Source organism: Cellulomonas oligotrophica, from assembly GCF_013409875.1.
In the GTDB taxonomy this organism is placed as follows: domain Bacteria; phylum Actinomycetota; class Actinomycetes; order Actinomycetales; family Cellulomonadaceae; genus Cellulomonas; species Cellulomonas oligotrophica.
Genome location: NZ_JACCBK010000001.1, coordinates 2,050,422 through 2,075,362, shown reverse-complemented (window position 1 = coordinate 2,075,362; position 24,941 = coordinate 2,050,422). Strand labels below are relative to the sequence as shown.

Below are 24,941 nucleotides of genomic sequence, written 5' to 3'. Positions count from 1 at the left end.
CGGCGTCAGTCGTCCGCGGGCGGCGGTGCGGCGTCGGTGTGCGCGACGTGCCGCAGCTGGCGCCAGATGAGGACGACGAACACCGCCGACCCCGCGAACGCGAACCAGAACGGCGCGGTCACGCCGAACGACTGGGCCAGCGCGCCGCCGATCGCCGCGCCGACGACCAGGCCGCCGTAGACCCCGACGAGGTTCACGGAGTTGACCCGCCCCTGCAGGTGCGTCGGCACCGCCCGCTGCCGGACCGTCACCGACGTGGTGCCCCACACGAACGCGTGCGCGCCGAACACGAAGAAGATCCCCAGCGCCAGCCACGCCTGCGTGGTCAGCGCCAGCGCCAGGTGCGTGATCGTCTCGATCACCAGCCCGATCCGCAGCAGCCCCGCGAGCGACACGCGCGCCGTCAGCCAGCCGTAGGCGGCGATGCCCAGCAGACCGCCGGCGGCCTGCACGGTCGTGACCAGCCCGAACCCGACGTCGCCCAGCCCGAGCCGCTCCTGGGTGTACAGCACCAGCACCGACCACGCGGCACCGAACGTCACGTTGAAGATGAGGATGGTCAGCACGAGCGTGCGCACGGCCGCGTGGTGCCACGTCCACCGCAGCCCTTCGGCGACGTCGGCGAGCACGTGCCGGCGCTCGCGCGGCGGCCCCTCGGGCGCGGGCAGCCGCAGCCGCGAGACCAGCACGGCACCGGCCGCGACGAGCAGCGCGTCCGCGGCCAGCGGCAGCGCGTGCCCGGCCGCGAACAGGGCCGCCCCGAGCGGCGGCCCGGCGAGCTGGTTGAGGGTGACGAACCCGGCCTGCAGCCGCGAGTTCGCGACCGCCAGGTCGTCGCGGCGTACGAGCATGGGCGTCAGCGTGCCCGCGGCGTTGTCCGCGAACGTCTCCGCGGTGCCCAGCACGAACAGCGCGACCAGCACGAGCGCGATGGGCGCGGTGTCGTTCGCGACGGCCGTCGCCAGCACCGCGAGCACCGCGACCCGCACGACGTTGACGCCGACGACGAGCCGCCGCCGGTCGACGCGGTCCGTGACGACGCCCGCCCAGAGGCCGAACAGCAGGGGCGGCAGCCACTGCAGCAGCGCGGCCAGCGCGACGAGGAACGCGTCCGCGGTGCGCGAGGCCACCAGCAGCGGACCGGCGGCCAGCAGCAGCCCGTCGCCGAGGTTCGTCGACCACGACGAGGCGACGAGCCACCGGAACGCCGGCCCCAGGCGCGCGGGCAGGGCGGTCTCGAGAGCACGACGGAGCACCGACGCACCTTAGGTGCAGTCCCGGCGCCCGCCCAGTCTTGTCCACCTGAGGTCGGTCTATCCCCAACGGATGACGTCACCCAAGACCAGCAAGGCCGGCGCGTGGATCCCGTCGACACCCCCTGCACGCCCCATGCCGGTGCGTCGTCCACATCGCCCCAGGTCGAGCCGGGTCGTGAGCCGCCCGACCACGACGACCGGACGGAAGTGGTCTCATGGGCGCATGACGGACGTCGAGGTGCGGGACGTGCCCGAGCGGCACCGGTACGAGGCATGGGTCGGCGACGAGCGGGCCGGGGTGGCCGTGTACGTCGCGCGGGAGGACAGCGCCCGGGTGCTGACGCACACGGTGGTCGAGGACGCGTGGGAGGGGCGTGGCGTCGGGTCGGCGCTCGCGCGGCGGGCGTTCGACGACGCGCGCTCCGGCGGCTACCGGGTCGTGCCGCAGTGCCCGTTCATGGCCGCCTGGGTCGCGTCGCACCCGGACCGTGCCGACGTCGTCGCGGACGGCACGACGCCCTGACGCCCGGCCTCAGGCCACGACCTCGCCGACCACGCGCAGGTCGATGTGCAGGCCGAGGAGCCGGCCCGCGGCGTCGTGCGTGACGACCACCGGGTAGAAGCCGTCGCCCCAGCCCGAGCGCGTCATCACGACGTTCTCCCCGGCGGGCGCCGACGGCAGCACGATGTCCGCCATGCCCGCGCGCGGCACCGCGTCCTCCATGCGGTTGAACCACGAGTCGGGGCCGGCGTGGTCCACGACCTCGTCGTACCAGGTGCGCGGGTCCGCGGGCATGCAGCGCGTCAGGGCGTCGAGGTCCACCAGCGCGACGCTCCCGGTGTCGACGCCGACGCCCCACGCCTCGCCCTCGGGTGCCGGGCCCTCCGGGTGGGCGTCGGGGTAGGTGGCCGTGGCGGGCGTGCCGTCGGCGACGACGAGCGTCAGGTACGCCTCGCGCAGGTGCGACCCGTCCAGCGCGGGGGAGACGTCGGCGATCGTCACGCGCACCGGGTGGTCGCCGGCCGGGACCACGAACACCGGGCCGTCCTCGAGGGACATGAACGGGTCGCACGCGCGGACCAGGCCGGACGGCACCCGCAGCGTGCCGACGTCGTGGACCGTGAGCGTCGCGGGACGGCCGTCGGTCTGGGTCGCCGGGCCGGTGCGCAGCGCGAAGAAGGTCGTCACGTCCATGCGCGCAGCATGCCGCACACCGCTGACGCGACGCGTCAGCCGGCTCTCCGCTCGGGCGGCGCGGTCGTGCGGACCGGTGCCGTCAGCGCGAGCTCGGCCACCGGCGCGGGACGGCCCAGCAGGAAGCCCTGCGCGAGAGGGCAGCCCAGCGAGCGCAGCAGCGCGGCCTGGTCGGCGGTCTCGACGCCCTCCGCGACCGTGTCGATGCCGAGCTCCTGGCACAGCCCGAGCAGGGCCCGGACCATGGCGGTCCGGCGCGGCGACGAGGTGACGTGCGTGAGGAAGGACCGGTCGAGCTTGAGGTGGTCGACCGGGAGCTCGTCGAGCCGGCTGAGCGACGACCAGCCGGTGCCGAAGTCGTCGACGGCCACGCGGATGCCGAAGCTGCGCAGGCGGGCGAGCTCGCGCAGCGCGACCAGCTGGGACGCGTCGACGACGCTCTCGGTCACCTCCAGCACCAGCTGCGTCGGCGGCCACCCGACCTCCGCGAGCGTGGCCCGCAGGCGTCGGCCGTACCCGTCGTCGACGAGCTCGCGGCCGGAGACGTTCACCGCGAGGTCGACCGGGCGGCCCCACCGGCGCTGCAGCTCCAGGGCGTCCGCGCAGGCCTGGCGCAGCACCGCCTCGCCGAGCCGCCCGATGAGCCCGGACTCCTCCGCGACGGCGATGAAGTCGGTGGGGGCGACGGCGCCCAGCTCGGCGTGCTGCCACCGGGCGAGCGCCTCCACGCCCACGACGTCGCCCGTCGCGAGGTCGACGATCGGCTGCAGGGCCACGCCCACGTCTCCGTCGTCGAGGGCGACGAGCAGGTCGCGCGACAGCCCGTGGCGGGGGCTCGACGACAGCACGGTGCGCCCGCGGCCCGCGGCCTTCGCCGCGTACAGGGCCGAGTCGGTGCGTCGCAGCAGCTCCGACGCGGACTCGCCGGGCACGTGCTCGGCGACCCCGCAGGACGTCGGCACGGGCGCCCCGGCGCACAGCTGCTCGGCCAGCACGCGGGCCCGTTCGCCCGGCAGCCCGGGCATGAGCACGGCGAACTCGTCGCCGCCGCGGCGTCCGAGCACGACGTCGGGCGGACCGTCGTGGACCCAGGCGTCGGCGATCGCCTGCAGCAGCGCGTCCCCGGCGGCGTGCCCGCGCTCGTCGTTCACGACCTTGAAGTGGTCGACGTCCACGAGGGCGACCGAGAGCGGCTCGCCGCGCCGGGCGGCCCGGTCGATGGCGTCCTCGAGCGCACCGTCCCACCCGCGCCGGTTGGCCAGGCCCGTCAGCGCGTCGACGCGCGCGCTCGACGCCTGCCGCGCCAGCACTCCCACCGCCCCGGCGACCCCCAGCCACAGCACGGCGAGCGCCGCGCACACCAGCCCCGACACGTCGTGCACCAGGACCAGCGCGGTGATCTGGAGGGCGGTCGCCGCCACGACGTGCGCCCACGCCTCCCGCCACCCGAAGAAGAGCATCGCGTCGACCGAGACCAGCACCGTCATCGCCGCCGACGCGACGCCGACCACGGGGTCGGGGGCGAGGAAGGTGCCCGCCGCGAGGGCGAGCGTCGCGAGCGCGACCGCGAGGCTGAGCGCCCACCGCGGCAGCCGGGTGCCGAGAGCGATCAGCAGCGGAGCGAGCAGGAGGGCGCCGAGCGCGACGGCCAGCAGCAGCACGCCACGGGGTGCCTCCTGACGCATCACGTCGACCGACATGAGCGCCGCCCCGGCACCGCCGACCGCGTACAGGTACGCGGTGGTCCGCACCAGGACGCGGACCGTCCCGTCGCGCGCGGGTACGGAGGTCATGCACTCCCCATCGGCACGTCGGGGCGCGGACGGAAGTCCCTGGGGCACCCGGACCGGCGTGACCGCCGTCGCACCGCGCGGATTCCGCGTGCGCCGGGCCCCGCGGCCCGGCGAGGATCGCGCCATGACGAGGCGTGCGCTGGACGGCAGGGTCGTGGTGGTGACGGGTGCGAGCCGGCGGATCGCCATCGGTGCGGCGATCGCTCGGCGTGTGGTCGCCGACGGTGGTGCGCTGCTGCTGCACTCGTGGGCCCCGCACGACGCGGAGCAGCCCTGGGGCGCGGACCCCGGCGGCCCGGAGGCCCTCGTCGACGAGCTGCGCGCCTCCGGCGGGCGCGTCGAGCACGTCGCGGCCGACCTGGCCGACCCGGCGGCGCCCGCGGCGCTCGTCGAGGCCGCGCGCGACGCGTTCGGGCACGTCGACGCCGTCGTCGCCAACCACGCCCGCTCCAGCGCGCAGGCCCTGGAGGACCTCACGGCCGCCGAGCTGGACCTGTCCTACGCCGTGAACACCCGCGCGAGCCTGCTGCTCGTCCAGGCCCTGGCCGCGCAGCACGACGACGCGCGCCCCGGCGGGCGGGCGGTGCTGTTCACGTCCGGCCAGTACCACGGCGCGATGCCGGGCGAGCTGCCGTACATCGCGTCCAAGGCCGCGCTGCACGAGGTCACCCGCAGCCTCGCGGTGCACCTCGCGCCCCGCCGCATCACCGTCAACTGCGTCAACCCCGGCCCCAACGACACGGGCTACGCCGACGACGAGGCACGCGCCGCGATCGCCGCGCTCAACCCCGGCGGCCGATGGAGCGCCCCCGCCGACACCGCGCGCCTGGTCGCGTGGCTGCTCGGCGACGAGGCCGACTGGGTCACGGGCCAGACCATCGCCTCCGACGGCGGCTGGTCCTCCCGCTGACCATGCCCGTCAGGTGCCCCTCAGGTGCCCGGCACGTCCCGGGCGCGGCGGGTGACCATCTGCTGACCGATGATCAGCAGCGCAAAGCCGAAGATCGCGTACCGCTGCGACGCCGCCTCGGCGGTCGATGCCATCGGGAGGTCCTCGACCGCGGCCACCGACGCCGCGAAGCCCTTGTGGATCGCGTTCCAGTTGAGCGCTGCGACGAGGTTGCCGAGACCGACCGCGGTCACGGCACCGCCCCACGACACCCACCGCCGCACCCACCGGCCCCACCACCCGGCCCGCTCCTGCTCCACCGTCGCTCCCGCCCCTTGCCCGTGCGTGCCGTGCACGCCTGCGACGACCGTAGCGGCCCGCGGCGCGCCGTGGTCACGAACTCGACGGCCTTGCCCGCGTCCTGATGGCGGAGCCCTCCCGTGACAGCCTGACGGGTCCGGTCGCGCGACCGTCAGTCGTCGTGGCAGCCGTCGGTGCAGGTGGGGGTGACGTCGTCGACGAGGCGGGCCACGGGGGTGCAGCAGGTGTCGCCGCGCCACGCCTCGAGGCCCTCGCGCACGGCGAACCCGGCGATGACGAGCGCGGCGAGGGGGTCGGCCCACCACCAGCCGAGGGTGCTGTGCAGCGCCAGGCCGACGAGCAGCACCGCCGACAGCCACGCGCACAGCAGCGTCTGCTTCGAGTCCGCGACGGCCGACGCCGAGCCGAGCTCGCGGCCGGTGCGCCGCTCGAACCACGACAGGCCCGGCATGACCACGAGCGAGACCGCGGCGAGCACGAGCCCGACCGTCGACGTCTCGGGGCTGGACGCGCCGAGCAGCGCGCGCACCGCCTCGACGGACACCAGGACGGCGAGCCCGAAGAACGACACCGCGATCAGCCGGGTCGCGGTGCGCTCGCGCCGCTCCGGGTCGGGCGCGGCGAACTGCCACGCGACGGCTGCGGCCGAGAGCACCTCGACGAGCGAGTCCAGGCCGAACCCGACCAGGGCAGCGGACGAGGCCGCGGTCCCGGCGGTCAGGGCGATCGCGGCCTCGACGACGTTGTAGGTGATCGTCGCCGCCACGACGACGCGGATCCGCCGGGCGAGCACGGACCGCCGCGCGGGCGTCGGTGCGGTCGCGGCGCTCATGCGCACGTGCACGCGGGGCCGCAGCACCCGGGGTCGACGGCGAGGACGAGCCGCAGCAGGTCGTCGAGCGCGGGTGCGAGGTGCGGGTCGGCGAGCCGGTACCAGGTGCGGCGGCCGTCGGGGATCGCCTCGACCAGGCCGCACCCGCGCAGGCACGCCAGGTGGTTGGACATGACCTGACGGCTGACGTCGAGCGCGTCGGCGAGGTCCGCGGGGTAGGCGGGTGCCTCACGCAGCGCGAGCAGCACCCGGGTGCGCGTCGGGTCGGACAGCGCGTGCCCGAGCCGCGCGAGCGCCGCGGTGTGCGTCGTCGTGACGGTCTCCACGTGCCCGAGAGTACAGCAGGGCGTGTACTCACAATCGCCGTGCGGCGGCCGCTCCCGCCCCGGGCGGGCGGCGCGGGGCTCAGCGGCGCCTGCGGGTCGCGTCGAGCCAGGTGACCGCTGCGACGCCCGCGGCGTAGGCGGGCAGGTCGGGGGCGGAGAAGGTGCTGCCCAGCACGTAGTGCAGCGGCGGCCAGGCGGCGACCGCCGAAGCCGGCAGGCCGGTGAGCTGGGCGAGCTCGACGGCGGTGCACAGCCCGAGCGCCACGGCGCCCGCGACGGGCGGACGCGTGCGCGGCGCCACGAGCAGCACGAGCAGCTGCACGAGCGCGGCGTACAGGGCGCCGCCGGCGAGGTCTGCGGCCAGGCCCGTGCTGCGGGAGACGAGCAGTCCCGCGACGAGGACGCCGACCACGGCCCCGGCGATCCGGACGCGGCGGCGTGGGGGAGCGGGCTCGGCAGCTGCCGCGTCCGCAGGTGCCGGGTGCGCGGGGCGGCTCACTGGGCCGGCACGCACCCGCCGTCGGCGATCATGCCCTCGCTGGCGACCTCCACCCCGGCGGCGTCGATCTGGCCGACGATGCAGACGGCCGTCGCGGTGCTGCTGACGATCACCTCGACCTGCTCGGGGGCCTCGCGCGCGCCCACCGAGACGACGCTGGCGCGGTCCTCGTCGATGCCGGCGGCGACGAGGGCCTCGGCGACGCTCGCACCGGTCCAGGGCGTGCCGACGAGGCTCGTGAGCGCGGCCTCGACGGCCGCCCGCTCGGGCTCGGCCGCCGCGACCTGGTCGGTGCTGACGTCCATGCGCTGGCGGTAGGCGTCGTTGAGCGCCATGTTCGCCTCGACGTCGACGGGGATGCACTCCGGCGGGAGCTCGACGCCCTCGACCGTCGCGCAGGCCATCGTCCCGGTCGGGGGAGCGGCCGGGTCGGTGACCGCGCTGACCGGCCCGCCGGGCGCGCGTCCCGCGCACGCCGCGAGCGTCGCCGCGACGGCGAGCGTGACCAGGACGTGCGTGACCGTTCGAGGTGCCCCCATGCCGGCGACCCTGCCACGGCCGGTCGGTGCGCGGAGGCGTGTTCACAGGATCTGCCACCCGATCGTGTGGAATGCGCTCTCCGAAACGATTCACGGCCGTGCTCCCACGATCGGGCCGCCCTAGCCTGCGAGCGGCTGCCCGCCCCGGGCGTCCAACGGGGGGCGTACCCGCGTCGGGCCGGCAGCCTCGTCGAAAGGTGGTCCCTCATGGCACCCGCCCTGCGCACGACATCCCTGCCCGCCCGTCGCCGACCACGAGCGGCGCTGCTCGCCACGCTCGCGTCCGTGGCGCTCGCCGCGACGTCGCTGGTCGCGACCGCGGCCCCGAGCCAGGCCGCGGGCACGTCCTGCACCGGCTCGACCGTGCACGGCGCCGCCGTCCAGGACGGCAGCACGTGGCGTGCCTACCGCGGCTCCACGCAGCTGTACGCCGGCGGCGACATGCTCACGGCCATCAACACCGCCATCGGCGGGCTCGACGCGGGACGCACCAGCAAGCAGCGCGTCGTCGTCAACGGCTCGGGCACCATGAGCGCCAACGCGCGCATCACCCTGCCCAGCTACACCACGCTCGAGTCCTGCGGCACGATCCACGTCACGGGCACCGGCTCCGGCAACGTCGCCGGCGTCTACATGCGCGGCGCCACCGACATCGAGGTCGCGCGCCTGCACCTGACCGGCACCCCGGTGTACGGGATCTTCGCCCGCAACGTCGACAACCTGCGCCTGCGCGAGATCGACATGCGGCTGTCCGGCGGGGGCATCGGCGTGCGCATCGACAACCTCGGCGACACCAGCCGGTACGCGCGCAACATCACCATCGACTCCGCGTACGTCTCGGGCGCGGGGTCGCACGCGGTCGAGACGTACGGGGTCGACGGGCTGACCGTCGGCACCGTGACCGCCCGCGGCGTCGGCGAGTCGGGGCTGCTGCTCAACGCCACGATCAACGCCCGCATCAGCGTGGTCGACGCGCAGAACGCGGGCACGGGCACCGGCTACGCGGCGTTCCGGATCGCGAACCGTGCCGGGCGCGTGGGGTCGTCGTACCCGACGAACATCGAGGTCGGCACCGTCCGGGCGTCCGGCGGCGGGCGCGGGATCTTCTGCGTCTCGGAGAGCGGCGGCCTGCGCGTCAACCGCGTCGAGATCGCCAGCACGGGCAACAACCCGGTGCTGATCGAGAACTGCACCAACGTCAGCCTCGCCACGACCAGCGGCACGATCTCGCGCGGCGACGTGCGGCTGGCCGCCCGCTCGGAGTTCCCGGCCAACCGCGACATCACGCTGCGCAACCTGGTGCTCAGCAACGGCGCCCGCGTCGTCGAGAGCCCCTGCACGACCAACCTCGTCATCAGCAACGTCACCGGCGGCTCGATCGTGCGCTGCTGACACCCCCCGACCGGCGGCCGGACACGCGTCCGCGCCGCCGCACGACCCTGCGCCCGACGTCGCCCCGGTTCCCCTCGCCGGGGCGACGTCGGGCGTCAGGACGCCCCCTCCGACGCCCGCGCGGATGAGAGGTCTCTCCCATGAGAGTGCTCTCCTGATCAGGGCGGGCGCGGCCGCGGCCGCCTAGCGTGCGGTCCGGCCGCCACGCGGCGGCGACCGGACAGGGGGTCGCCACCACGCCGATCCGCGGCCACGGCGAGAGGTGGACGCATGACGACCGCAGGGACGACCGCACGGCCCGCCCGCTACCGGCCACGCCTCGTGCGGCGCGCCCGGACCACGATCGCCGCGGGCGTCACGTCGCTCGTCCTGGCCGTCGGCTCGTTCGTCGCGATCGCCGGCCCCAGCCAGGCCGCCCCCGGCGTGAGCTGCACCGGCTCGACCGTGCACGCGTCCGCGGTCCAGGAGGGCAGCACCTGGCGCGCCTACCGCGGGTCCACCCCGGTGTACTCGGGCACGAACATGCTCACGGCCGTCCAGACGGCCATCAACTCCCTGCCCGCGGGCCGCACCAGCAAGCAGCGCGTCGTCGTCAACGGCTCGGGGTCGATGCCCGCGACGTCACGCATCACGCTGCCCAGCTACACGACCTTCGAGTCCTGCGGCACGATCCACGTCACCGGGACCGGCACGGGCAACGTCGCCGGCATCTACGCGCGCGGCGCCACCGACATCGAGGTCGCCCGGTTCCACCTCACCGGGTCGCCGCAGTACGGGATCTTCCTGCGCAACGTCGACAACGTCCGCCTGCGCGACATCGACCTGCGCCTGACGAGCGCCACGGTGCTCGGCGTCCGCGTCGACAACCTCGGCGACACCAGCCGCTACGCCAAGAACATCACGATGAACACCGTGTACGTCTCGGGCGTCGGTGACCAGGCCGTCGAGACGTACGGGGTCGACGGGCTCACGATCGGCACCGTCACGGCCCGTGACGTCGGCGGCTCCGGCCTGCTGCTCAACAACACGATCAACGCGAAGGTCAGCCTCGTCGACGCGAAGAACGCCGGCACGGGCACCGGCTACGCGGCGTTCCGGATCGCGAACCGTGCCGGGCGGGTCGGGTCGTCGTACCCGACGAACATCGAGGTCGGCACCGTCCGGGCGTCCGGCGGCGGGCGCGGGATCTTCTGCGTGTCCGAGAGCGGCGGCCTGCGCGTCAACAAGGTCGAGCTGACGAACACCGGCAACAACCCCGTGCTCATCGAGAACTGCTACAACGTCAGCCTCGCCACCACCAGCGGCACCATCGCCGGAGCCGGTGACGTCCGCCTGTCCGAGCGCGCCGAGTTCGCCGGCAACCGCGACATCACGCTGCGCAACCTCAAGCTCTCGGGCGGCGCCCGCGTCGTCGAGAAGCCGTGCGCGGACAACCTCGTGATCAGCAACGTCACGGGCGGCACGATCACCCGCTGCTGACCGGCGCCGAGGCCGTCGCGACCGCTCACGCCGGCCGGTCGCGGCGGCCTCGTCGTCCCCCCGCCCGCGCAGGTCCGGACGCTGACGCACCGACCTGGACGCTCGGCCCAGACGCCGACGGCAGGTAGCCTCCCCCGCACGGTCGACGACGCCCGGTCGTCGGAGGGGGCTGACGCATGGCAGACGCAGGCGTACGCGCGGTGCAGGTGTGGTTCAACGCCACCTACGCCGACGTGCCCGGGATCCCGCAGCTCGCCGTCGACGGCGTGGCCGGGGCCGCGACCATCCGCGCGCTGACCCGCGCGCTGCAGCACGAGCTCGGCATCACCGCCCTCTCGGACGCCTTCGGGCCCAGCACCGCCACCCGCCTGGCCGCCCACGGCGACATCGGCCCCGCGTCCGACGCCCGCATGGTCGCGCTCGTCCAGGCGGCCCTGACCTGCAAGGGCTACGACGCGGGCGCCCTCGACGGCACGTGGTCCGCCGCCACCGCGCAGGCCGCCCGCCAGAGCGCCACCGACCTCGGGCTCGACCGCGCACCCGACGCCGGCGTCGCCCCCAAGGTCATGAAGTCCCTGCTGACCCTCGACCGGTACCTCCTGCGGCCCGGCGGGCGCACCGCCGTGCGCGTCGTGCAGCAGTGGGTCAACCGCACCTGGTTCGCCCGCTCCCTCGACCTGCTGCCCTGCGACGGGATCCCGTCCCGCGCCCTGCAGCGCGCCCTCCTCGTCGCGGCGCAGTACGAGTTCGGGCTCTCCGACGCCGACGCCACCGGCACCTTCGGCCCGACGACCCGGCAGCGCCTCGCCGAGCAGGCGCCCGTGCGCGAGGGCTCGACCGACACCGGCGCGCGCTGGGTGCAGTTCTTCACCGCCGCGATGGTGCTGAACGCCCGACCCGTGACGCTCGGCGCCACGTTCACCGCCGCGCTCACCGAGCAGGTGCGCCGGTTCCAGGAGTTCAGCGCGCTGCCCGTCACCGGCGAGGGCGACTACCCGACGTGGGCCCAGCTGCTCGTCAGCACCGGCGACGTGACCCGGACCGTCACGGCCGCGGACTGCATCACCGAGATCACCCCCGCCCGCGCCGCCACCCTGCGGGCCGCCGGGTACCGCACGGTCGGCCGGTACCTGACCAACGCCCCTGTGCCCGGGGCGCTCGACAAGCGCCTGCGCACCGGCGAGCCCGCCGTCATCCTCGACGCCGGGCTCACGCTCTTCCCGATCTACCAGGAGGACGCCGCCGGCCTGAGCAGCTTCACCGAGGCCGCCGGCCGCGCCCAGGGCGGGCGCGCCCACGACGCCGCCTGGGCGCACCGGCTGCCGCCCGGCACGACCATCTACTTCGCCGTCGACTACGACGCCGTGCCCGCCGACGTCGAGGGCGCGGTCGTCCCGTACTTCCGCGGCGTGGCCGCCGCGCTGCGCGAGCGCGGACGCGTCTACGCCCCCGGCGTCTACGGGTCGCGCGACGTGTGCACCGGCGTCAGCCGCGCCGTCCTCGCGCCCCACGTGTTCGTCGCCGGCATGTCCACCGGCTACACCGGCAACGCCGGCCACCCCCTGCCCGGCAACTGGGCCTTCAACCAGGTGCAGACCGTCACGCTCGGCGCCGACGGCCCCGCGGACGCCGCCGTCGAGATCGACCGCAACGCCGCCTCCGGCCGCGACCCCGGCGTCACGCGGGTGTCGACCGAGGGCACCGTCGTCGACCCCTTCCTCGCCGTCCTCGACGTGCTCCAGACCGTCGCGGCAGCCCGCCTGCGCGGCGCACGCGACCGCGGCCCCGTCGCCGCCGCCCGCCTCGCCCTGCGCTACCTGCGCAGCGACCAGGGCACACCGTTCTGGTCCACGCCCCTCGCGCCCGGCGACACCCGGTTCGCCACGGACGCCGACGCCGCCCTCGCCGCCGCGGGCCTGACCCGCCCGACCACGCTCACCGACCCGATCACCTTCGACACCCTCCCCGTCGCCCGCTGGGCCGCCGCCACGGAGGCCGCCCTGCTCCTGCCCGCCCGCTGGCGCAGCCCCGCGGTCAAGGCCGGCGACCTCGGCGGCTGGGCCGGCGACGTCGTCGCGCTCGCGGGCGCCTGGTGGGCGGAGCGGGCCGACGCGCCGGACCCCGCCCCGTGGGTGGTCGAGCACCTCGGCCGCACGGACCTGGTGACCGCGCTCGACCACCGCACGCTCGTCGCCGACCTCGACGGTCTGCTGCTGGCCACGCGCGTCCGCGCCGGCGCGGCCCTGCCCGCCGCGGCCCGCCTGCTGGCGCTGCCCGCACGCCAGGGCCAGGCCCCCGTCGCGGCCCGCCGCTACCGCACCGCCCTGTCCGAGCGGTTCCGGTCGCGGCGGCAGACCGTCGCCGACGCGGCCCTGGCCGCGCTCACCGACCCGGCGTGGAAGGCCGCCCGCGCCGCGCTCAGCCCGGCCACGGACTGGCCCACGGCCCTGCAGGACCGGCACCGCCCCGCCCTGCGGACGTTCTGCGGCGCGTTCGCCGACGTCGTCGTCGCCCGCGCGCAGGAGGAGTCATGACCCGCACCCCGCACCGCCGTACCGGCCCGGCCGGACCCGTCGTGGCCCGGCGCACCGTGCTGCAGGTCGGCCTCGGGCTGGGCGTCGTGGCCGCCCTGCCCCTCGACGCCCGGCCCGCGGCCGCCGTCCCCGTGCGTCGCGCCGTCCCGGCCGTCGCCGTGGCCACCGTCGCCGTCGAGGGCAGCGGCGCCCGCACCACCCTCCAGACGGGCGCCGCGACGACCGTGCTCCTGCACGTCGCGCGCCGGTTCCACTACGAGGTCCGCCCCGTCGACCACGCGGTCACCGGGTACGGCGACGTCGCGCCCGACGCCCCGGCGCACGAGGCCCACCACCTCACCGGCACCGCCATCGACATCGACCCCGGGGCCTTCCCGCCCGGTGCGCGCGACGGTCTGTACCCGCACGAGCTCACCGTGGTCCGCGACGTCCTCGCCGACTGCGAGGGCCTCGTCTGGTGGGGCGGCGACGCGACCGACGTGCCGTGCGAGGGGCACTTCCACCTCGTCCCCGCGCCCGACGACCCCGCCGTCGCGCGGCTCGCGCAGCGCCTCGTGCGCTCGCACGGCCGGCCCGGCGGCGCAGGCACGGGCGAGGACCTCGTCTTCACCCCCGACCGGCTCGAGCACGCCCGCGCGGTCAGCCTGGACCTGTCCACCCGCACCTCCTGACCGCGCCCCTCGCGGGACCGGGGGTGCACCGTCGGGGCGGTGCAGCGGCCGGACGTCCGGCGGGCGTCGGGTGCGCCGGGCGGCGGAGCCCGTCCCCTCCTCACGACGGTGGCCCACGGGGTCGTCTGGCCGCGACGATCGGTGCGTGACGACGACGCAGGCACCGCAGGTGCGCACGCAGGACCGGCCCGACCTCGGGAGCTGGTGGCGCCGGTGGGGCGGCACGGTGGTCGCCGCGACGGTCGTCGCCGCGTTCCTGCTGGCGACGCCGCCGGTCGGGACGGTGACGGTGGAGGAGTACGGCGGGCTGTACGTGTCGTTCGGGTCGCCCCTCGTCTCGCAGTACGCAGTGGCCGGGTTGGTGTCGGTCGGTGCCGTGGTCCTGGCGCGGGTCTGGCCCGTCCGCGCGACGGCACTCGCTCTGACGCCGTTCCTCATCGTCCCGTGGACGGGGTGGTTCGCCTGGGGCTGGCTGCTGGCGCTCGTTGCTGTCACCGTGGTCGTCGCGGTTCGCAGGCCGTGGGCAGCCGCGGTCCCGTACGTCGCCGCGGTCCTGGTCGCTGCCTGGTACTGCGCTGGAACGAGCGCGGCGTTGACGCCCATCGGCGCAGTGACAGCCGGCTCTCGGCCCGGCTACCAGACGGTGACCCTGGGACTCTACGCATTCTGCTTCACCGCGGCGCTGGTCGTCGCGATCGCCGTCGGGGCCGCGGGCCGGAGCCGGCAGCAGCAGCGGGCCGCGGCGCTTCAGGAGCGGCGGGCGCGGGACGTCGAGCAGCTCGTGCAGGAGCGGGCGCGGATGGCGCGCGACCTGCACGACGTCGTCGCCCACCACGTCTCGCTCATCGCCGTGCGGGCCGAGTCCGCGCCCTACCAGCACCCCGACCTCGACCCCGCGGCCCGGCAGGTGCTCGTCGAGATCGCCGACGACGCCCGCGCCGCGCTCGGCGAGCTCCGCCAGGCCCTGAGCGTCCTGCGCCGCACCGACGCCGACCCCGGCGAGCTCGCGCCGCAGCCCGACGCGTCCGCCGTCGACGGCCTCCTCGCCACGGCCGTGAGCGCGGGGCAGCGCGTCGACGTCGTCGGCTCGTGGCAGGGTGTGCCCGCCGGCCCCGGCTACGTGCTGTACCGGGCCGTGCAGGAGGGGCTGACCAACGCGCGCCGGCACGCACCGGCCGCGACGGTCCGGGTCGAGCGCACGCAGGACGACGGCAGGGTGGGGTTCACGATGACGAACGACGCACCGGGCGCCACCGCGGTGGTGGTCGGCCGGGGGCTGCTGGGCATGCGCGAGCGCGTCGAGGCGCTGGGCGGCCGGGTCGAGGCCACGGCGACCGGGGACCGGTTCGTGCTCACGGTCGACCTGCCCGAGCAGGCGGCCCCGTGACGCGCGTGGTCGTCGCCGACGACCAGGCCGTCGTCCGGGCCGGGTTCGCGGCCATCCTCGACTCCGCCCCCGACCTCACGGTGGTCGGGGAGGCGGCCGACGGCGTCGAGCTCGTCGACCTGGTCGCGCGGCACGGGCCGGACGTCGCCGTGGTCGACGTGCGGATGCCCCGCCTCGACGGCATCGCCGCGACCCGCGCGGTCGTCGCCGAGCACCCGGGCACCCGCGTGCTGGTGCTCACCACGTTCGACCTCGACGAGTACGTGTACGACGCCCTGCGGGCCGGGGCGTCCGGGTTCCTGCTCAAGGACGTCACCGCGCCGCGGCTGGTCGAGGCCGTGCGGCTCGTCGCCGACGGCTCCATGCTGCTGGGCCCGTCCGTCACGCGCCGGCTCGTCGAGGACTTCTCCCGCCGCGCCGCACCCGCGACCGACGACGTCCCGCTGCACCTGCTGACGCCGCGCGAGCACGAGGTCCTCGTCGCCGTCGCCCGCGGCCTGTCCAACGCGGAGATCGCCGCCGAGCTGTTCGTCACCGAGCCGACCGTGAAGTCCCACGTCTCGGAGGTGCTGCGCAAGCTGCACCGCCGCGACCGCGTCCAGCTCGTCGTCACCGCCTACGAGACGGGCCTCGTCGGCCCGGGGGAGCGCGCGGCGCGGTAGCCCGGTGGCGCAGGCCGGGTCAGGCCGCGAGGTCGACGACGGGTGCGTGCGCCGGTGCGTCGTCCGCACCCGTACGAGGCGTCGGCGTCGACGTCAGCAGGGCTCCGCGCGCGGGCGGGGCGACCGGCAGGTCCTCAGGCAGCGGCGCTGCGGGTACGGCCGGCGAGCTCGCGAGCCGCAGCGCCGCCCGCCGCCGCAGCAGCACCCCCCCGGCGTGCAGGGCGACCGCGGCCCAGACGAGGTTCGTCACGACCGACGGCCAGACGCCGCTGCTCGCCGCGACCGTGCCGAGCATGAGCCCGCTGAGCACGTTGGCCAGCTGGTAGCGGCCCGACGTGGGCGACCAGCGACCCTGCGTGACCAGGACGTACGCGGTCAGGCAGGTGACCGCGCCGATCCATCCGAGCGCGGTGACGACGACGGGCACGAGCAGGCTCCTTCGGGCGTGACGAGGGCGCGTCCGGGGGTGCACGGACGCGGGGGACAGGCGGTGGGGGCGCCGCCTCCGACGTCGACGGCGGGCTGCGGCACGCCCAGTGTGAGCCCCGCAGGCGTTCAGCACAATCGAACAAACCTGCACCAGGGGTTCAGTAGAACTGAACTACTCTGCCCGGGTGACCACCGATCCGCGGCGCCTCGCCGTGCTGCTCGCCGTCCACCGCGCCGGCGGCGTCCTCGCCGCCGCCGACCTGCTGCGGGTCACCCCGTCCGCCGTCTCCCAGCAGATCGCCCGGCTCGAGGCGGAGGAGGGCGTGCCCGTCCTCGACCGCGGACCCCGCGGCGCCACCCTCACCCCCGCCGGCCGCATCCTCGCCGACGCGGCCGAGCGCATCGAGGCCGAGCTCGTCGAGGCCCGCAAGCAGCTCGCGACCCTCGGCGGCGAGCTCAGCGGACGCGTCACCGTCGCCGGCTTCCAGACCGCCATCCGCGCCGTCGTCACCCCCGCGCTCGCGGACCTCGCCGAGCACCACCCGGGGGTCGAGCTCGTCGTCGAGGAGCGCGAGCCCGCCGACGCGCTGCGCCGCCTGCGCGAGGGCGACGCCGACGTCGTGCTCATCGAGCGCGACGAGGACGCCGACGGCCACACCCCCCGGGGTCAGCGGGACGTGGTGCTGCTGGAGGAGCCCTGGCGGGTCGTGCTGCCGCCGGCGGTGGCCGTCCCCGCGCAGCTGTCCGACCTGGCGGGTGCGACCTGGGTGGCGGCCGAGCCGGGCACCGCTGCGGCGCGGGCGCTGGCCCGCGTCGCGTCGATGGTCGGGCCGCTGACCACGCGGCACGTCTACTACGACTTCGACGTCGCGCTGGCGCTGGTCGCGGCCGGCCAGGGCGTCGGCATGCTCCCCGCGCTCGCGCTGCAGGGCGAGCTGCCCGACGGCGTCACCGTCACGACCGTCCCCGGCCTCGGCTCGCGACGTCTGGTCGCCCGGCACCGCGCGACCCGGCACGAGCCCCGGCCCACGGTCACGGCGGTGCTGGACGAGCTGATGGCGGTCGCCGCGGGCCTCGACCTCGTCTGACCGCCACCGTGCCAGACTGCCGCGCATGAGCGCTGCCGCGGACCGGTACGACGACGCCTTCCTCACGGCCGCGCAGGTCACGCGCGACCTGCTCCGCCTCCCGCAGCTCGCTCCGGCGTGGGGCGAGCCCAGCGCCCTGCCGGGCCTGAGCGTCGGTGCGCTCGCGTGCCACCTCGGCAACCAGGTGGTCCGCGCCGCGCAGCTGCTCCCGCAGCAGGACGATCTGCCCGTGCTCGGGTCGGCCGACGAGCACTACCGCCGGGCGGCGTGGGTCACGGCACCGCCGGACGACGCCGTCAACGACCGCAGCCGCGACGAGGACGAGGCCAGCGCCGGGCACGCCGCGCTCCTCGACCGGGTCGACGACGCGGACCGCACCGTGCGGGCGCAGCTCGCCGACGGGACCGCACGCGACGTCGTCCCCGTGCCGTGGCAGGGCTGGTCGCTGCGCCGCGACGACTTCCTGCTCACGCGCATGCTCGAGGTCGTGGTGCACGCGGACGACCTCGTCGCCAGCCTCGACGTGCCGGCGCCGACCCTGCCCGACGCGGTGCTCGACCCGGTCGTGGCCCTGCTCGTCCGGCTCTCCGTCGCCCGCCACGGCCAGTCCGCGCTGGTCGCGACCCTCACCCGCCGCGAGCGGGCGCGCGACGTCTACGCCTTCTGACCACCCCCGTCGCCGCAGCGACCGCGTCCTACCGCCCTGCTGAGGTGCCGACCCCGTCGTCGCTGGCGCCCCCGGTGTGCCGGGCGTCATCGACGACGGGCTCGGCGGGCGCTGGGGGTGCGGCAGGCGTGGCGGGGTGGTTGGTGGGCTGGAGGGCCTGCATGGCCATCGTCGTGCCGATGACGACGAGGAACGCCGCGAACAGGACGGCGGCGGCGCGCGGCGGGATCGCGTGGGCCGTCCACGCGCCCAGCGGGCTGGTGACCAGCGACGCCGCACCCACGACCGCCCCGGCGCGCACGTCGACGTTGCGCCGCCGCAGGTTGGCCGTGAGCCCCGACAGCACGCCGGGCACCATCATCACCAGCGACGCGCCCTTGGCGACCAGGTCGCCGACGCCGAACACGAGCATGAGCGCCGGCACCACGACGCCCCCGCCGCCGATGCCCAGCAGCGACGACAGGACCCCCGCGAACAGGCCCAGCGCGACGAGCCCGGCGATGCGCAGGGGGTCGAGCACGAGGTCCTGGCCGCGGTCGGGCACGGTGAGCACGAGCTGCACGACCATCACGACGGTCAGGGCGACGAACGCCCACTGCACCGCGCGCCGCGGCACCGCGAGCAGCACCCGCACGCCGATCTGCGCACCCGTCACGGCACCGACGGCGAGCAGCAGCCCGGCCCGCCAGTCGACGCCGCCGCCCACCGCGTACGCACCCACGGAGACGAGGATCGCGGGCAGGATCGCCACGAGCGACGTCCCGACGGCGCGGCGCTGGTCCATCGCCAGCAGCACGACCAGCGCGGGGACGATGATGAGCCCGCCGCCGATCCCGAACAGCCCGGCGAAGAACCCGGACGCCAGCCCGACCCCGAGCAGCGCCAGCACCGACCGTCCGCCCGTCACCGCGGTGCCACCGGCGGGGTCCGTCACCTGTGCGCTCGTCGCCCGCTCGTCCACCCGCCGAGGCTACGCCCCGCCCCCCGGCGCCCCACGGCCCGGTGGTCCCGGTCGGGTGGGTGGGAGAGGGTCAGGGTGGGGGTGCGGGGGTGTCGGGGACGTGGCGGAGGAGGTCGCCGGGCTGGCAGTCGAGGACCTCGCAGAGGGCGTCGAGGGTGGTGAAGCGGACCGCGCGGGCCCGGCCGTTCTTGAGCACGGCGAGGTTCGCGGGGGTGATGCCGACGCGGTCGGCCAGCTCGCCGACGGTCATCTTGCGGCGCGCGAGCATCACGTCGACGTCGACGACGATGGGCATCAGATGACCTCGTCGAGCTCGGCGCGCAGCGTCGTCGCCGTGGTGTCGAGGGCCACGGCCTGCGTGAGCAGGAGGCGCAGCACGAGCACGAGCAGGGCGATCCCCGCGCAGCCCATGGCGCCGACGCCCACGAGCAGCACGACGCCGGGGGCGACCGCCTCGCCCGGCGCCAGGACGAGCCCGAGCACCACGGCGAGCACGGCGCCCGCGACGGCGCAGCCGATCACCACGTCGACCCACCGGAACGCGGCAGGCGAGAACACGGTGTCGCGGCGCACCATCGTCAGCAGCCGCCACACGCACACCAGCGCGACCTCGACGGCCAGGATCCCCAGGATCCCGATGACCGCGACCACCCACCCGGTCGTGGCGAGGTCCGGCGACTCCTCGCGCGCGTCGGCCGCGAGCAGCGGCATCATCACGGCCTGGACGAACAGCATCCCGGCGATCATCAGCACGATCACGACGCGCAGCGCCAGCACGGCCCACCGCCCCACGGCAACCTCCCCTGTCGAAGAACGACAGAAACCTACCGACTGTCGATAGCCGCGGCAACTGTCCCACCCCCGCAGCCGCCGAGCCCGTCATCCGTGACGTCCCACCAGGCGGCGGGGCGACGGGCGACGGGCTCGGCGGGTGGTGCGGGGAGGGTCAGGGGGTGCCCGTGACCTCCGTGCCCGTGCGGGTGACCTCGTACGTCACCGTGCGGCCCGACCAGAAGTGGAACGTCAGCGTCACCTGGGCGCCGTCCGTCACCTCCGCGAAGAACGCCGGGCGCAGCACGATCCGCCCCGCCTCCTCGTCCGGGGCGAACGTCACGTCGTACTCCTTGAACGACGTCCACCCGTGCGGGCCGGCGTTCGTGCCGTCCGCGTACCGCGCCTCCATCGTCGCCAGCCGGTCGCCGTGGAACGCCGTCGGCACCGCGAAGTCCGCGGTCGTCCCCGTCGCCGCCTGCAGCACCGGTGCCGTCGCCGCGACCACCTCGACCCGCCACGGCAGCCCGCCCCCGTACCGCACGAACAGCTCCGCGCGCGTGCCGGTCGGGCCGTCGCCGACCAGCCGGTCCAGCAGCGAGGCGTGCAGCGTCAGCGCCGTCCCGTTGATCGCGTAGTCCCGCCCCTTCTTCAGCTGACGGCCGTCCAGGCGCAGGTCACGGAACGTGCGGCCGTTCGGCTGCAGCGTGATCGTCTGGTCCGTGGCCGCCCCCGGCTCGACGAACACCTGGTCCGTCGAGGCCACGCCGGACCGGCCCGACCAGCTCGAGCTGATCTGCGCGAACAGCGCCGGGTCGCTCCACGCGAACGACGTGCGGCCCAGGTGCTGCCCGTTGTCCCACAGCATCGTCGTCACGCCCGCGGCGCGCGCCTGGTGCCCGAGCTCCTCGAAGAACTTCAGCTTCTCGCCCTGCTCGATCGTGCCCGTGTGCCGGTCGAAGCCCAGCAGCCCGTACTCGCCCAGGACCACCGGCACGCCCTGGTCGACGAACGTCTCGCGCACCCGGTCGAAGGTGCCCGTCATGTCCGCCAGCGCCGTCGCGTCGAAGCGCGTCCCGCCCGCGACGTTCACGCTGAACGGCCAGTAGCCGTAGTAGTGCACCGTCGCCGCGAGGTTCGCGTCGTCGAGCGCGTCGATCGTGCCCGCCAGGGCGTCCAGGCGCTCCTGCCCGGCGTTGGTGTGCAGCGTCGGGAGCACGAGCACCCGGTCCGCGTTGCCGCCGCCGGACCCGCGCACCACCTCGTGGAACACCCGGTTGAGCTCGTCGAGCAGCACGTCGCCGGCCGCGTCGTCGACGCCCGCGAACTGCGGCTCGTTCAGGCTCTCCAGCAGCAGCGTGCGCGGGTGGTCGCGGAACCGCTCCGCGATCTGCTCCCACGTCGCCCGGAACTGCGCGACCACCTCGTCGTGGCGGGTGGGCATCTCGTGCGCCCACATCCACGAGTCGTGGTGCACGTCGAGCAGCACGACCAGGTCCTCGTCCAGGGCGAGGTCGACGACCTCCTCCACGCGGTCCATCAGCGCGGGGTCGACCGTGTGGTCCGGCGCCGGGCCCGTGCGCTGGCCGAACGTCACCGGGACCCGCACGCTGCGGAACCCCGCGTCCTCGACGGCGTCGAACAGCTCGCGCGTCGCGCGCGGGTTGCCCCACGCCGTCTCGTCCGCGCCGACCGCGTCGAGGGTGTTGCCGAGGTTCCAGCCGGGCTGCATGCCGGCCACGACCTGCGCGGCCGACGGGGTGCGGACGGGTCGGTCGCGGCCGGGGCCGGCGCTCGCGGGGGCGGCGGCCGTGACGGCCAGGGCCGTGGCGGTCACCAGGGCGGCGAGCCCGGTGGCGAGGGTGCGTCTCATGCGGGGGTGCCCTTCGTCGGCGGGTGCGCCCGGGCGTGCGTCGGCTCGCCGTCGAGCGCAGCGCCCCGACGGCGTCGTCGAAGCGCTTCGCCACGGTAGCCGTCCACGTGCCGGGCGGCACCGGACGGAAACGTTTAGGTGCACCGCACGGGGTCCGTCAGGCGCTGGGGGACTCCACCGCGTCGGACGTCGCCGCGGCACCGAGCCGCCGCGCCACCTGGGCGAGCGTCGCGCGCAGCTCCGGCGGCGCGACGACGGTGAACGGCTCGCCGACCAGCGCCAGCGCGGCCGCCGCCCACCGCAGGTCGTCGACCTCGAGGCGGACACGGCAGCGGCCCGGCCCGTCGTCCTCGGCGGCCAGCCACGGCACGCGCTGCCGCACCGTGGCCGCCGTCGCCTCCACCAGGGCCTCCACGCGGTGCCGCTCGGGACCGCCGCTCAGGCGGTCCCGCACGAACGTCGCGACGTCGTCGGCCGGCAGGGCCCGGGGCGCGAACCGGGCACCCGTGCCGCGCGGGTCGCGCACCCGGTCCAGCCGGAACACCCGCCAGTCCACGCGGTCGAGGTCCCACGCCACGAGGTACCAGCGGGAGCCCAGGGGCACCACCCGCACCGGCTCCACCTGCCGGGCCGTGGTCGGGCCCTCCGCGCCGGCGTACGTGAACGCGAGCCGCTCCTCGTCGCGGCACGCCAGCGCGACGACCGTCAGGACGCCGGGCTCGACGACCTCGTCGACGCCCGCCCCGCCCCACGTCGCCGGGACCGTCATGGCCCGCAGCGCGTCGACGCGCCGCCGCAGCCGTGCCGGCATCACCGCGACGACCTTCGCCAGCGCCTGCACCGACGCCTCCGTCAGCCCGGCCACGCCCGTCGCCGCCGCCGAGAGGCCCACCGCGAGCGCCACCGCCTCGTCGTCGTCCAGGACCAGCGGCGGGAGCGCGGCCCCGGGCGCGAGCGCGTACCCGCCGTCGATGCCCCGCCGGGCGGCCACCGGGTACCCGAGCTCGCGCAGCCGGTCGACGTCCCGGCGCAGGGTCCGCAGCGAGACCCCCAGCCGCCCTGCGAGCTCGGCCCCGCCCCAGTGCCGCCGCTGCTGCAGGAGCGACAGCAGACGGAGCGTGCGCGTGCTCGTGACGGCCATGCCCCAGTCTCCCGCGAATTGCGGCCGAGAAGTGGCACCTAGGTCTCCTAGCGTCGTGAGCACCGGGCGGCGCGCCGCGCCGCCCCCGGCAGCAGGAGCCCTCATGAGCATCAGCACCGTCACCCACCTGAACTTCCGCGGCGACGCCCGTGCCGCCCTCGAGCACTACCGGTCCGTGTTCGGCGGCGAGCTCGTTGCGATCACCTACGCCGACGCGGGCGCCGTGCAGGACCCGGCCGAGGCCGACCAGGTCATGTGGGGCCAGGTCGCCTCGGACGCCGGCTTCCGCGTCATGGCCTACGACGTGCCGTCCGGCCGGGCCCACGCCCGGGGCGAGGACCCGTTCTTCGTCTCCGTCCGCGGTGACGACGCCGACGAGGTCACGCGGTACTGGCAGGCGCTGGTCGCCGGCGGGACGGTGGTCCAGCCGCTCGCGCCCGCGGGGTGGGCGCCGCTGTACGGCATGGTCACCGACCGGTTCGGCATCACCTGGGTGCTCGACGTGGCCCCGCACGCCGGCTGAGCCGGCGCCCACCCGTGCCTGCCGTGCGTCCGGCCGAGGGGTCTGGCTACCCTGACCGACGTGCGAGGAGCGGCAGGAGGTGGCGTGCGAGCGGGTCACGGGTGGCGTCGCGCCCTGCTGACCGCTGCCGCGGCGGCCGGCCTCTGGGCCGGGGGCGCCGTGCTCGCCGCTCCGGCGCAGGCCTCCGAGCCGCCGTCCGCGGGCCGTGCGGCCGACGTGCTCGACGCCGCGGTCGCCGAGGTCTCCCGGGGCGTCGACCAGGTCGTCGGGGGCGTCGACCAGGTCGTCGCGCCGGTCGAGGCCGTGGCCCGGGACGCGGTCGGTGCGGTCGTCCCCGAAACGGTCGACGTCGTGCTGGGCGGGGCGCAGGACCGCCCGGCCGGACCGCAGCAGCCCCCGGCCGGGCAGGCGGGGACCGGGTCCGCGCCAGAGGACGTGCCCACCGACGCACCCGTGACGGGCACGCCCGCGGACGTCGAGGCGCCGGCCACCGAGCCGGTCGGCGACCTCGTGGAGCCGGTCGCGCAGCCGGTGGGCGACCTCGTGGAGCCGGTCGCGGGCGGCATCGGCGAAGCCCTGGAGCCGGTCGGCGCGGTGCTCGAGCCGGTGGTGGGGGCGGCCGGTGCGGTCGTCGACCCGGCGGTGCGGCCCGTCGGTGCCGCGCTGGAGCCCGTCGGCCGCGGCGTCGCGCCGGTGACCGCGCCCGTCCTCGGGGCGGCCGCGCCGGTCACGGGGCCGGTGCTCGCGGGGCTGGCGCCCGTGACGACGCCCGCGCTCGGCGCTCTCGCCCCGGTGACCGTGCCGGTGGGCCGGCTGCTGGCGCCGGTGACGGTGCCGCTCGGCCCCGCCGTTCCGGCGCTCGACCGGGTGCTCGGCGGCGTCGGCGCGCCGGTGACGGACGCCCTGCTCCCCGTGGTGGTCGAGCCGGGCGGGCCGTCGGCGACCGTGCCGTCGTCCAGGCCGCCGACCCCTGCGCTCCCGACCTCCGCGCCGCCGACGTCCGCGCCGCTCGTGACGGCGTCCTCCGGTGTCGTCGCGGCGTCCCCGGGTGCCGCTGCCGTGCACGTCCCTGCGGCGTCCCGCGGTACGGGGCAGCCGGGGGCCGCGGTCGTGGCCGGTGCGTCGACCGCCCTGCAGGGCGACCCGGCCGCTCCGCCCGTGCCGCACGGCCGTGGCACCGGCTGCCCGGCGACGGCCGGCGGGACGGCCTCGCCGACCCCGGCGCCGGCGACCGATGCCGCGGCCGTGCCCGGCGCCCCCCGAGGCCCCGCACCCACGGGTGCCGCCGCCCGGGCGGCGGACGACGCCGTCCCGTCCGCCCTGGCCCCCCGCCCCGGGGCGCGCCCCGACTGATCCTTCCCCGCCCCGGAACGCGCCGCCCGCACCACGGGCCGGCACCCCAGGACCGAGGAAGGACCACCTGCGCATGCACACGCCCTGGAACAGCACGCCCGGCGCCGGAGACCCGCACGCCGGCGACCCCGCACGGGCCGGCGCCGACCCGGCGCGCGGCCACGACGAGACCGACCCGTGGCGCGTCACCCGCGCGCTCGACACCTGCTGCACGATCCGCCCGGTCGACGGCGAGCTCCTGCGCTGGGCGTGGGGCCAGCGCGAGCGCCGGGTCTGAGCGGGCGCCCCTGGTGCCGGCCCGCACCAGGGGCGCCACCGCGCGGCGGTCCCGGCGCCCCGGCCGGGCGGGCAGCATGGTCC

27 protein-coding genes are annotated in these 24,941 nt (G+C 76.3%); 13 read left to right on the top strand and 14 right to left on the bottom strand.

Features of this window, described 5'->3' with window-relative positions:
* Positions 1-5: 5 nt before the first annotated feature.
* Complete coding sequence (locus BKA21_RS09275; RefSeq protein WP_203793487.1) at positions 6-1,256, bottom strand: MFS transporter; 1,251 nt, start codon at positions 1,254-1,256, stop codon at positions 6-8.
* A gap of 70 nt (positions 1,257-1,326) precedes the next feature.
* Between BKA21_RS09275 and BKA21_RS09270 the strand changes: the two genes are divergently transcribed.
* The gene (locus tag BKA21_RS09270; RefSeq protein WP_345027397.1) at positions 1,327-1,779 is read left to right on the top strand and encodes a GNAT family N-acetyltransferase; all 453 of its coding nucleotides are present in this window, start codon (positions 1,327-1,329) and stop codon (positions 1,777-1,779) included.
* 9 nt (positions 1,780-1,788) lie between these two features.
* On the opposite strand, the gene BKA21_RS09265 is transcribed toward BKA21_RS09270, so the two are convergent.
* Positions 1,789-2,451 carry a DUF4241 domain-containing protein gene (locus BKA21_RS09265; RefSeq protein ID WP_140457946.1) on the bottom strand — a complete coding sequence of 221 codons (663 nt, stop codon included), beginning with the start codon at positions 2,449-2,451 and terminating at the stop codon, positions 1,789-1,791.
* Between the two features lie 35 nt (positions 2,452-2,486).
* On the bottom strand, positions 2,487-4,244 hold the full coding sequence (locus BKA21_RS09260; protein ID WP_170208929.1) for a putative bifunctional diguanylate cyclase/phosphodiesterase: 1,758 nt from the start codon (positions 4,242-4,244) through the stop codon (positions 2,487-2,489).
* 124 nt (positions 4,245-4,368) lie between these two features.
* Here BKA21_RS09260 and BKA21_RS09255 point away from each other — a divergent pair, with 124 nt between their 5' ends.
* Positions 4,369-5,154, top strand: a complete 786-nt coding sequence (locus tag BKA21_RS09255; RefSeq protein WP_140457944.1) for an SDR family oxidoreductase — start codon at positions 4,369-4,371, stop codon at positions 5,152-5,154.
* Between the two features lie 20 nt (positions 5,155-5,174).
* Here BKA21_RS09255 and BKA21_RS09250 read toward each other — a convergent pair whose 3' ends face one another.
* The 5 genes from BKA21_RS09250 to BKA21_RS09230 all read right to left on the bottom strand — a co-directional run bounded on the left by BKA21_RS09250 (position 5,175) and on the right by BKA21_RS09230 (position 7,650).
* Complete coding sequence (locus BKA21_RS09250) at positions 5,175-5,489, bottom strand: hypothetical protein (protein WP_140457943.1); 315 nt, start codon at positions 5,487-5,489, stop codon at positions 5,175-5,177.
* Between the two features lie 116 nt (positions 5,490-5,605).
* Positions 5,606-6,286, bottom strand: a complete 681-nt coding sequence (locus BKA21_RS09245; RefSeq protein ID WP_140457942.1) for a cation diffusion facilitator family transporter — start codon at positions 6,284-6,286, stop codon at positions 5,606-5,608.
* A complete protein-coding gene (locus BKA21_RS09240; RefSeq protein WP_140457941.1) occupies positions 6,283-6,612 on the bottom strand; it encodes an ArsR/SmtB family transcription factor in 330 nt (109 codons plus the stop codon). Before BKA21_RS09240 ends, BKA21_RS09245 begins: the two co-directional genes overlap by 4 nt.
* Before the next feature lie 79 nt (positions 6,613-6,691).
* Positions 6,692-7,024, bottom strand: a complete 333-nt coding sequence (locus BKA21_RS09235; RefSeq protein ID WP_203793489.1) for a ribosomal maturation YjgA family protein — start codon at positions 7,022-7,024, stop codon at positions 6,692-6,694.
* Between the two features lie 83 nt (positions 7,025-7,107).
* Positions 7,108-7,650 carry a hypothetical protein gene (locus tag BKA21_RS09230; protein ID WP_179625346.1) on the bottom strand — a complete coding sequence of 181 codons (543 nt, stop codon included), beginning with the start codon at positions 7,648-7,650 and terminating at the stop codon, positions 7,108-7,110.
* Positions 7,651-7,857: 207 nt separating this feature from the next.
* Between BKA21_RS09230 and BKA21_RS09225 the strand changes: the two genes are divergently transcribed.
* From BKA21_RS09225 to BKA21_RS09200, 6 genes are all read left to right on the top strand, one after another.
* Positions 7,858-9,042, top strand: a complete 1,185-nt coding sequence (locus BKA21_RS09225) for a hypothetical protein (RefSeq protein ID WP_140457940.1) — start codon at positions 7,858-7,860, stop codon at positions 9,040-9,042.
* 270 nt (positions 9,043-9,312) lie between these two features.
* A complete protein-coding gene (locus tag BKA21_RS09220; protein ID WP_205689225.1) occupies positions 9,313-10,521 on the top strand; it encodes a hypothetical protein in 1,209 nt (402 codons plus the stop codon).
* Between the two features lie 176 nt (positions 10,522-10,697).
* On the top strand, positions 10,698-13,055 hold the full coding sequence (locus BKA21_RS09215; protein ID WP_140457939.1) for a glycoside hydrolase domain-containing protein: 2,358 nt from the start codon (positions 10,698-10,700) through the stop codon (positions 13,053-13,055).
* Complete coding sequence (locus BKA21_RS09210; RefSeq protein ID WP_140457938.1) at positions 13,052-13,726, top strand: hypothetical protein; 675 nt, start codon at positions 13,052-13,054, stop codon at positions 13,724-13,726. The genes BKA21_RS09215 and BKA21_RS09210 overlap by 4 nt, the downstream gene beginning before the upstream one ends.
* Before the next feature lie 145 nt (positions 13,727-13,871).
* Complete coding sequence (locus BKA21_RS20165; protein ID WP_140457937.1) at positions 13,872-15,113, top strand: sensor histidine kinase; 1,242 nt, start codon at positions 13,872-13,874, stop codon at positions 15,111-15,113.
* Positions 15,110-15,775 carry a response regulator gene (locus BKA21_RS09200; RefSeq protein ID WP_140457936.1) on the top strand — a complete coding sequence of 222 codons (666 nt, stop codon included), beginning with the start codon at positions 15,110-15,112 and terminating at the stop codon, positions 15,773-15,775. Before BKA21_RS20165 ends, BKA21_RS09200 begins: the two co-directional genes overlap by 4 nt.
* Before the next feature lie 19 nt (positions 15,776-15,794).
* Here the strand turns inward: BKA21_RS09200 and BKA21_RS09195 are convergent, their stop codons facing one another.
* Entirely contained in the window at positions 15,795-16,202 is a 408-nt protein-coding gene (locus BKA21_RS09195) for a CBU_0592 family membrane protein (protein ID WP_179625345.1), read from the bottom strand.
* A 187-nt stretch (positions 16,203-16,389) separates the two neighbouring features.
* On the opposite strand from BKA21_RS09195, the gene BKA21_RS09190 reads away from it, so the two are divergent.
* Together BKA21_RS09190 and BKA21_RS09185 are read left to right on the top strand one after the other, a co-directional pair.
* The gene (locus BKA21_RS09190; protein ID WP_140457935.1) at positions 16,390-17,292 is read left to right on the top strand and encodes a LysR family transcriptional regulator; all 903 of its coding nucleotides are present in this window, start codon (positions 16,390-16,392) and stop codon (positions 17,290-17,292) included.
* A 25-nt stretch (positions 17,293-17,317) separates the two neighbouring features.
* Complete coding sequence (locus tag BKA21_RS09185; RefSeq protein ID WP_140457934.1) at positions 17,318-17,959, top strand: maleylpyruvate isomerase N-terminal domain-containing protein; 642 nt, start codon at positions 17,318-17,320, stop codon at positions 17,957-17,959.
* Between the two features lie 28 nt (positions 17,960-17,987).
* Here the strand turns inward: BKA21_RS09185 and BKA21_RS09180 are convergent, their stop codons facing one another.
* The 5 genes from BKA21_RS09180 to BKA21_RS09160 form a co-directional block, all read right to left on the bottom strand.
* Positions 17,988-18,920, bottom strand: coding sequence for a sulfite exporter TauE/SafE family protein (locus tag BKA21_RS09180; RefSeq protein WP_239073032.1), 933 nt, complete (start codon positions 18,918-18,920; stop codon positions 17,988-17,990).
* 70 nt (positions 18,921-18,990) lie between these two features.
* The gene (locus BKA21_RS09175) at positions 18,991-19,215 is read right to left on the bottom strand and encodes a helix-turn-helix domain-containing protein (RefSeq protein WP_140457933.1); all 225 of its coding nucleotides are present in this window, start codon (positions 19,213-19,215) and stop codon (positions 18,991-18,993) included.
* Positions 19,215-19,712, bottom strand: coding sequence for a DUF2975 domain-containing protein (locus BKA21_RS09170; protein WP_140457932.1), 498 nt, complete (start codon positions 19,710-19,712; stop codon positions 19,215-19,217). Before BKA21_RS09170 ends, BKA21_RS09175 begins: the two co-directional genes overlap by 1 nt.
* 154 nt (positions 19,713-19,866) lie before the next feature.
* Positions 19,867-21,564: a cellulase family glycosylhydrolase gene (locus tag BKA21_RS09165; protein WP_140457931.1), complete on the bottom strand. Its 1,698-nt coding sequence runs from the start codon at positions 21,562-21,564 to the stop codon at positions 19,867-19,869.
* 157 nt (positions 21,565-21,721) lie between these two features.
* On the bottom strand, positions 21,722-22,705 hold the full coding sequence (locus BKA21_RS09160; protein WP_140457930.1) for a helix-turn-helix transcriptional regulator: 984 nt from the start codon (positions 22,703-22,705) through the stop codon (positions 21,722-21,724).
* Between the two features lie 103 nt (positions 22,706-22,808).
* Between BKA21_RS09160 and BKA21_RS09155 the strand changes: the two genes are divergently transcribed.
* The 3 genes from BKA21_RS09155 to BKA21_RS09145 all read left to right on the top strand — a co-directional run bounded on the left by BKA21_RS09155 (position 22,809) and on the right by BKA21_RS09145 (position 24,858).
* Positions 22,809-23,228 carry a VOC family protein gene (locus BKA21_RS09155; protein ID WP_140457929.1) on the top strand — a complete coding sequence of 140 codons (420 nt, stop codon included), beginning with the start codon at positions 22,809-22,811 and terminating at the stop codon, positions 23,226-23,228.
* Positions 23,229-23,312: 84 nt separating this feature from the next.
* On the top strand, positions 23,313-24,581 hold the full coding sequence (locus BKA21_RS09150; RefSeq protein ID WP_140457928.1) for a hypothetical protein: 1,269 nt from the start codon (positions 23,313-23,315) through the stop codon (positions 24,579-24,581).
* Between the two features lie 73 nt (positions 24,582-24,654).
* Entirely contained in the window at positions 24,655-24,858 is a 204-nt protein-coding gene (locus BKA21_RS09145; protein ID WP_140457927.1) for a hypothetical protein, read from the top strand.
* Positions 24,859-24,941: the final 83 nt, after the last annotated feature.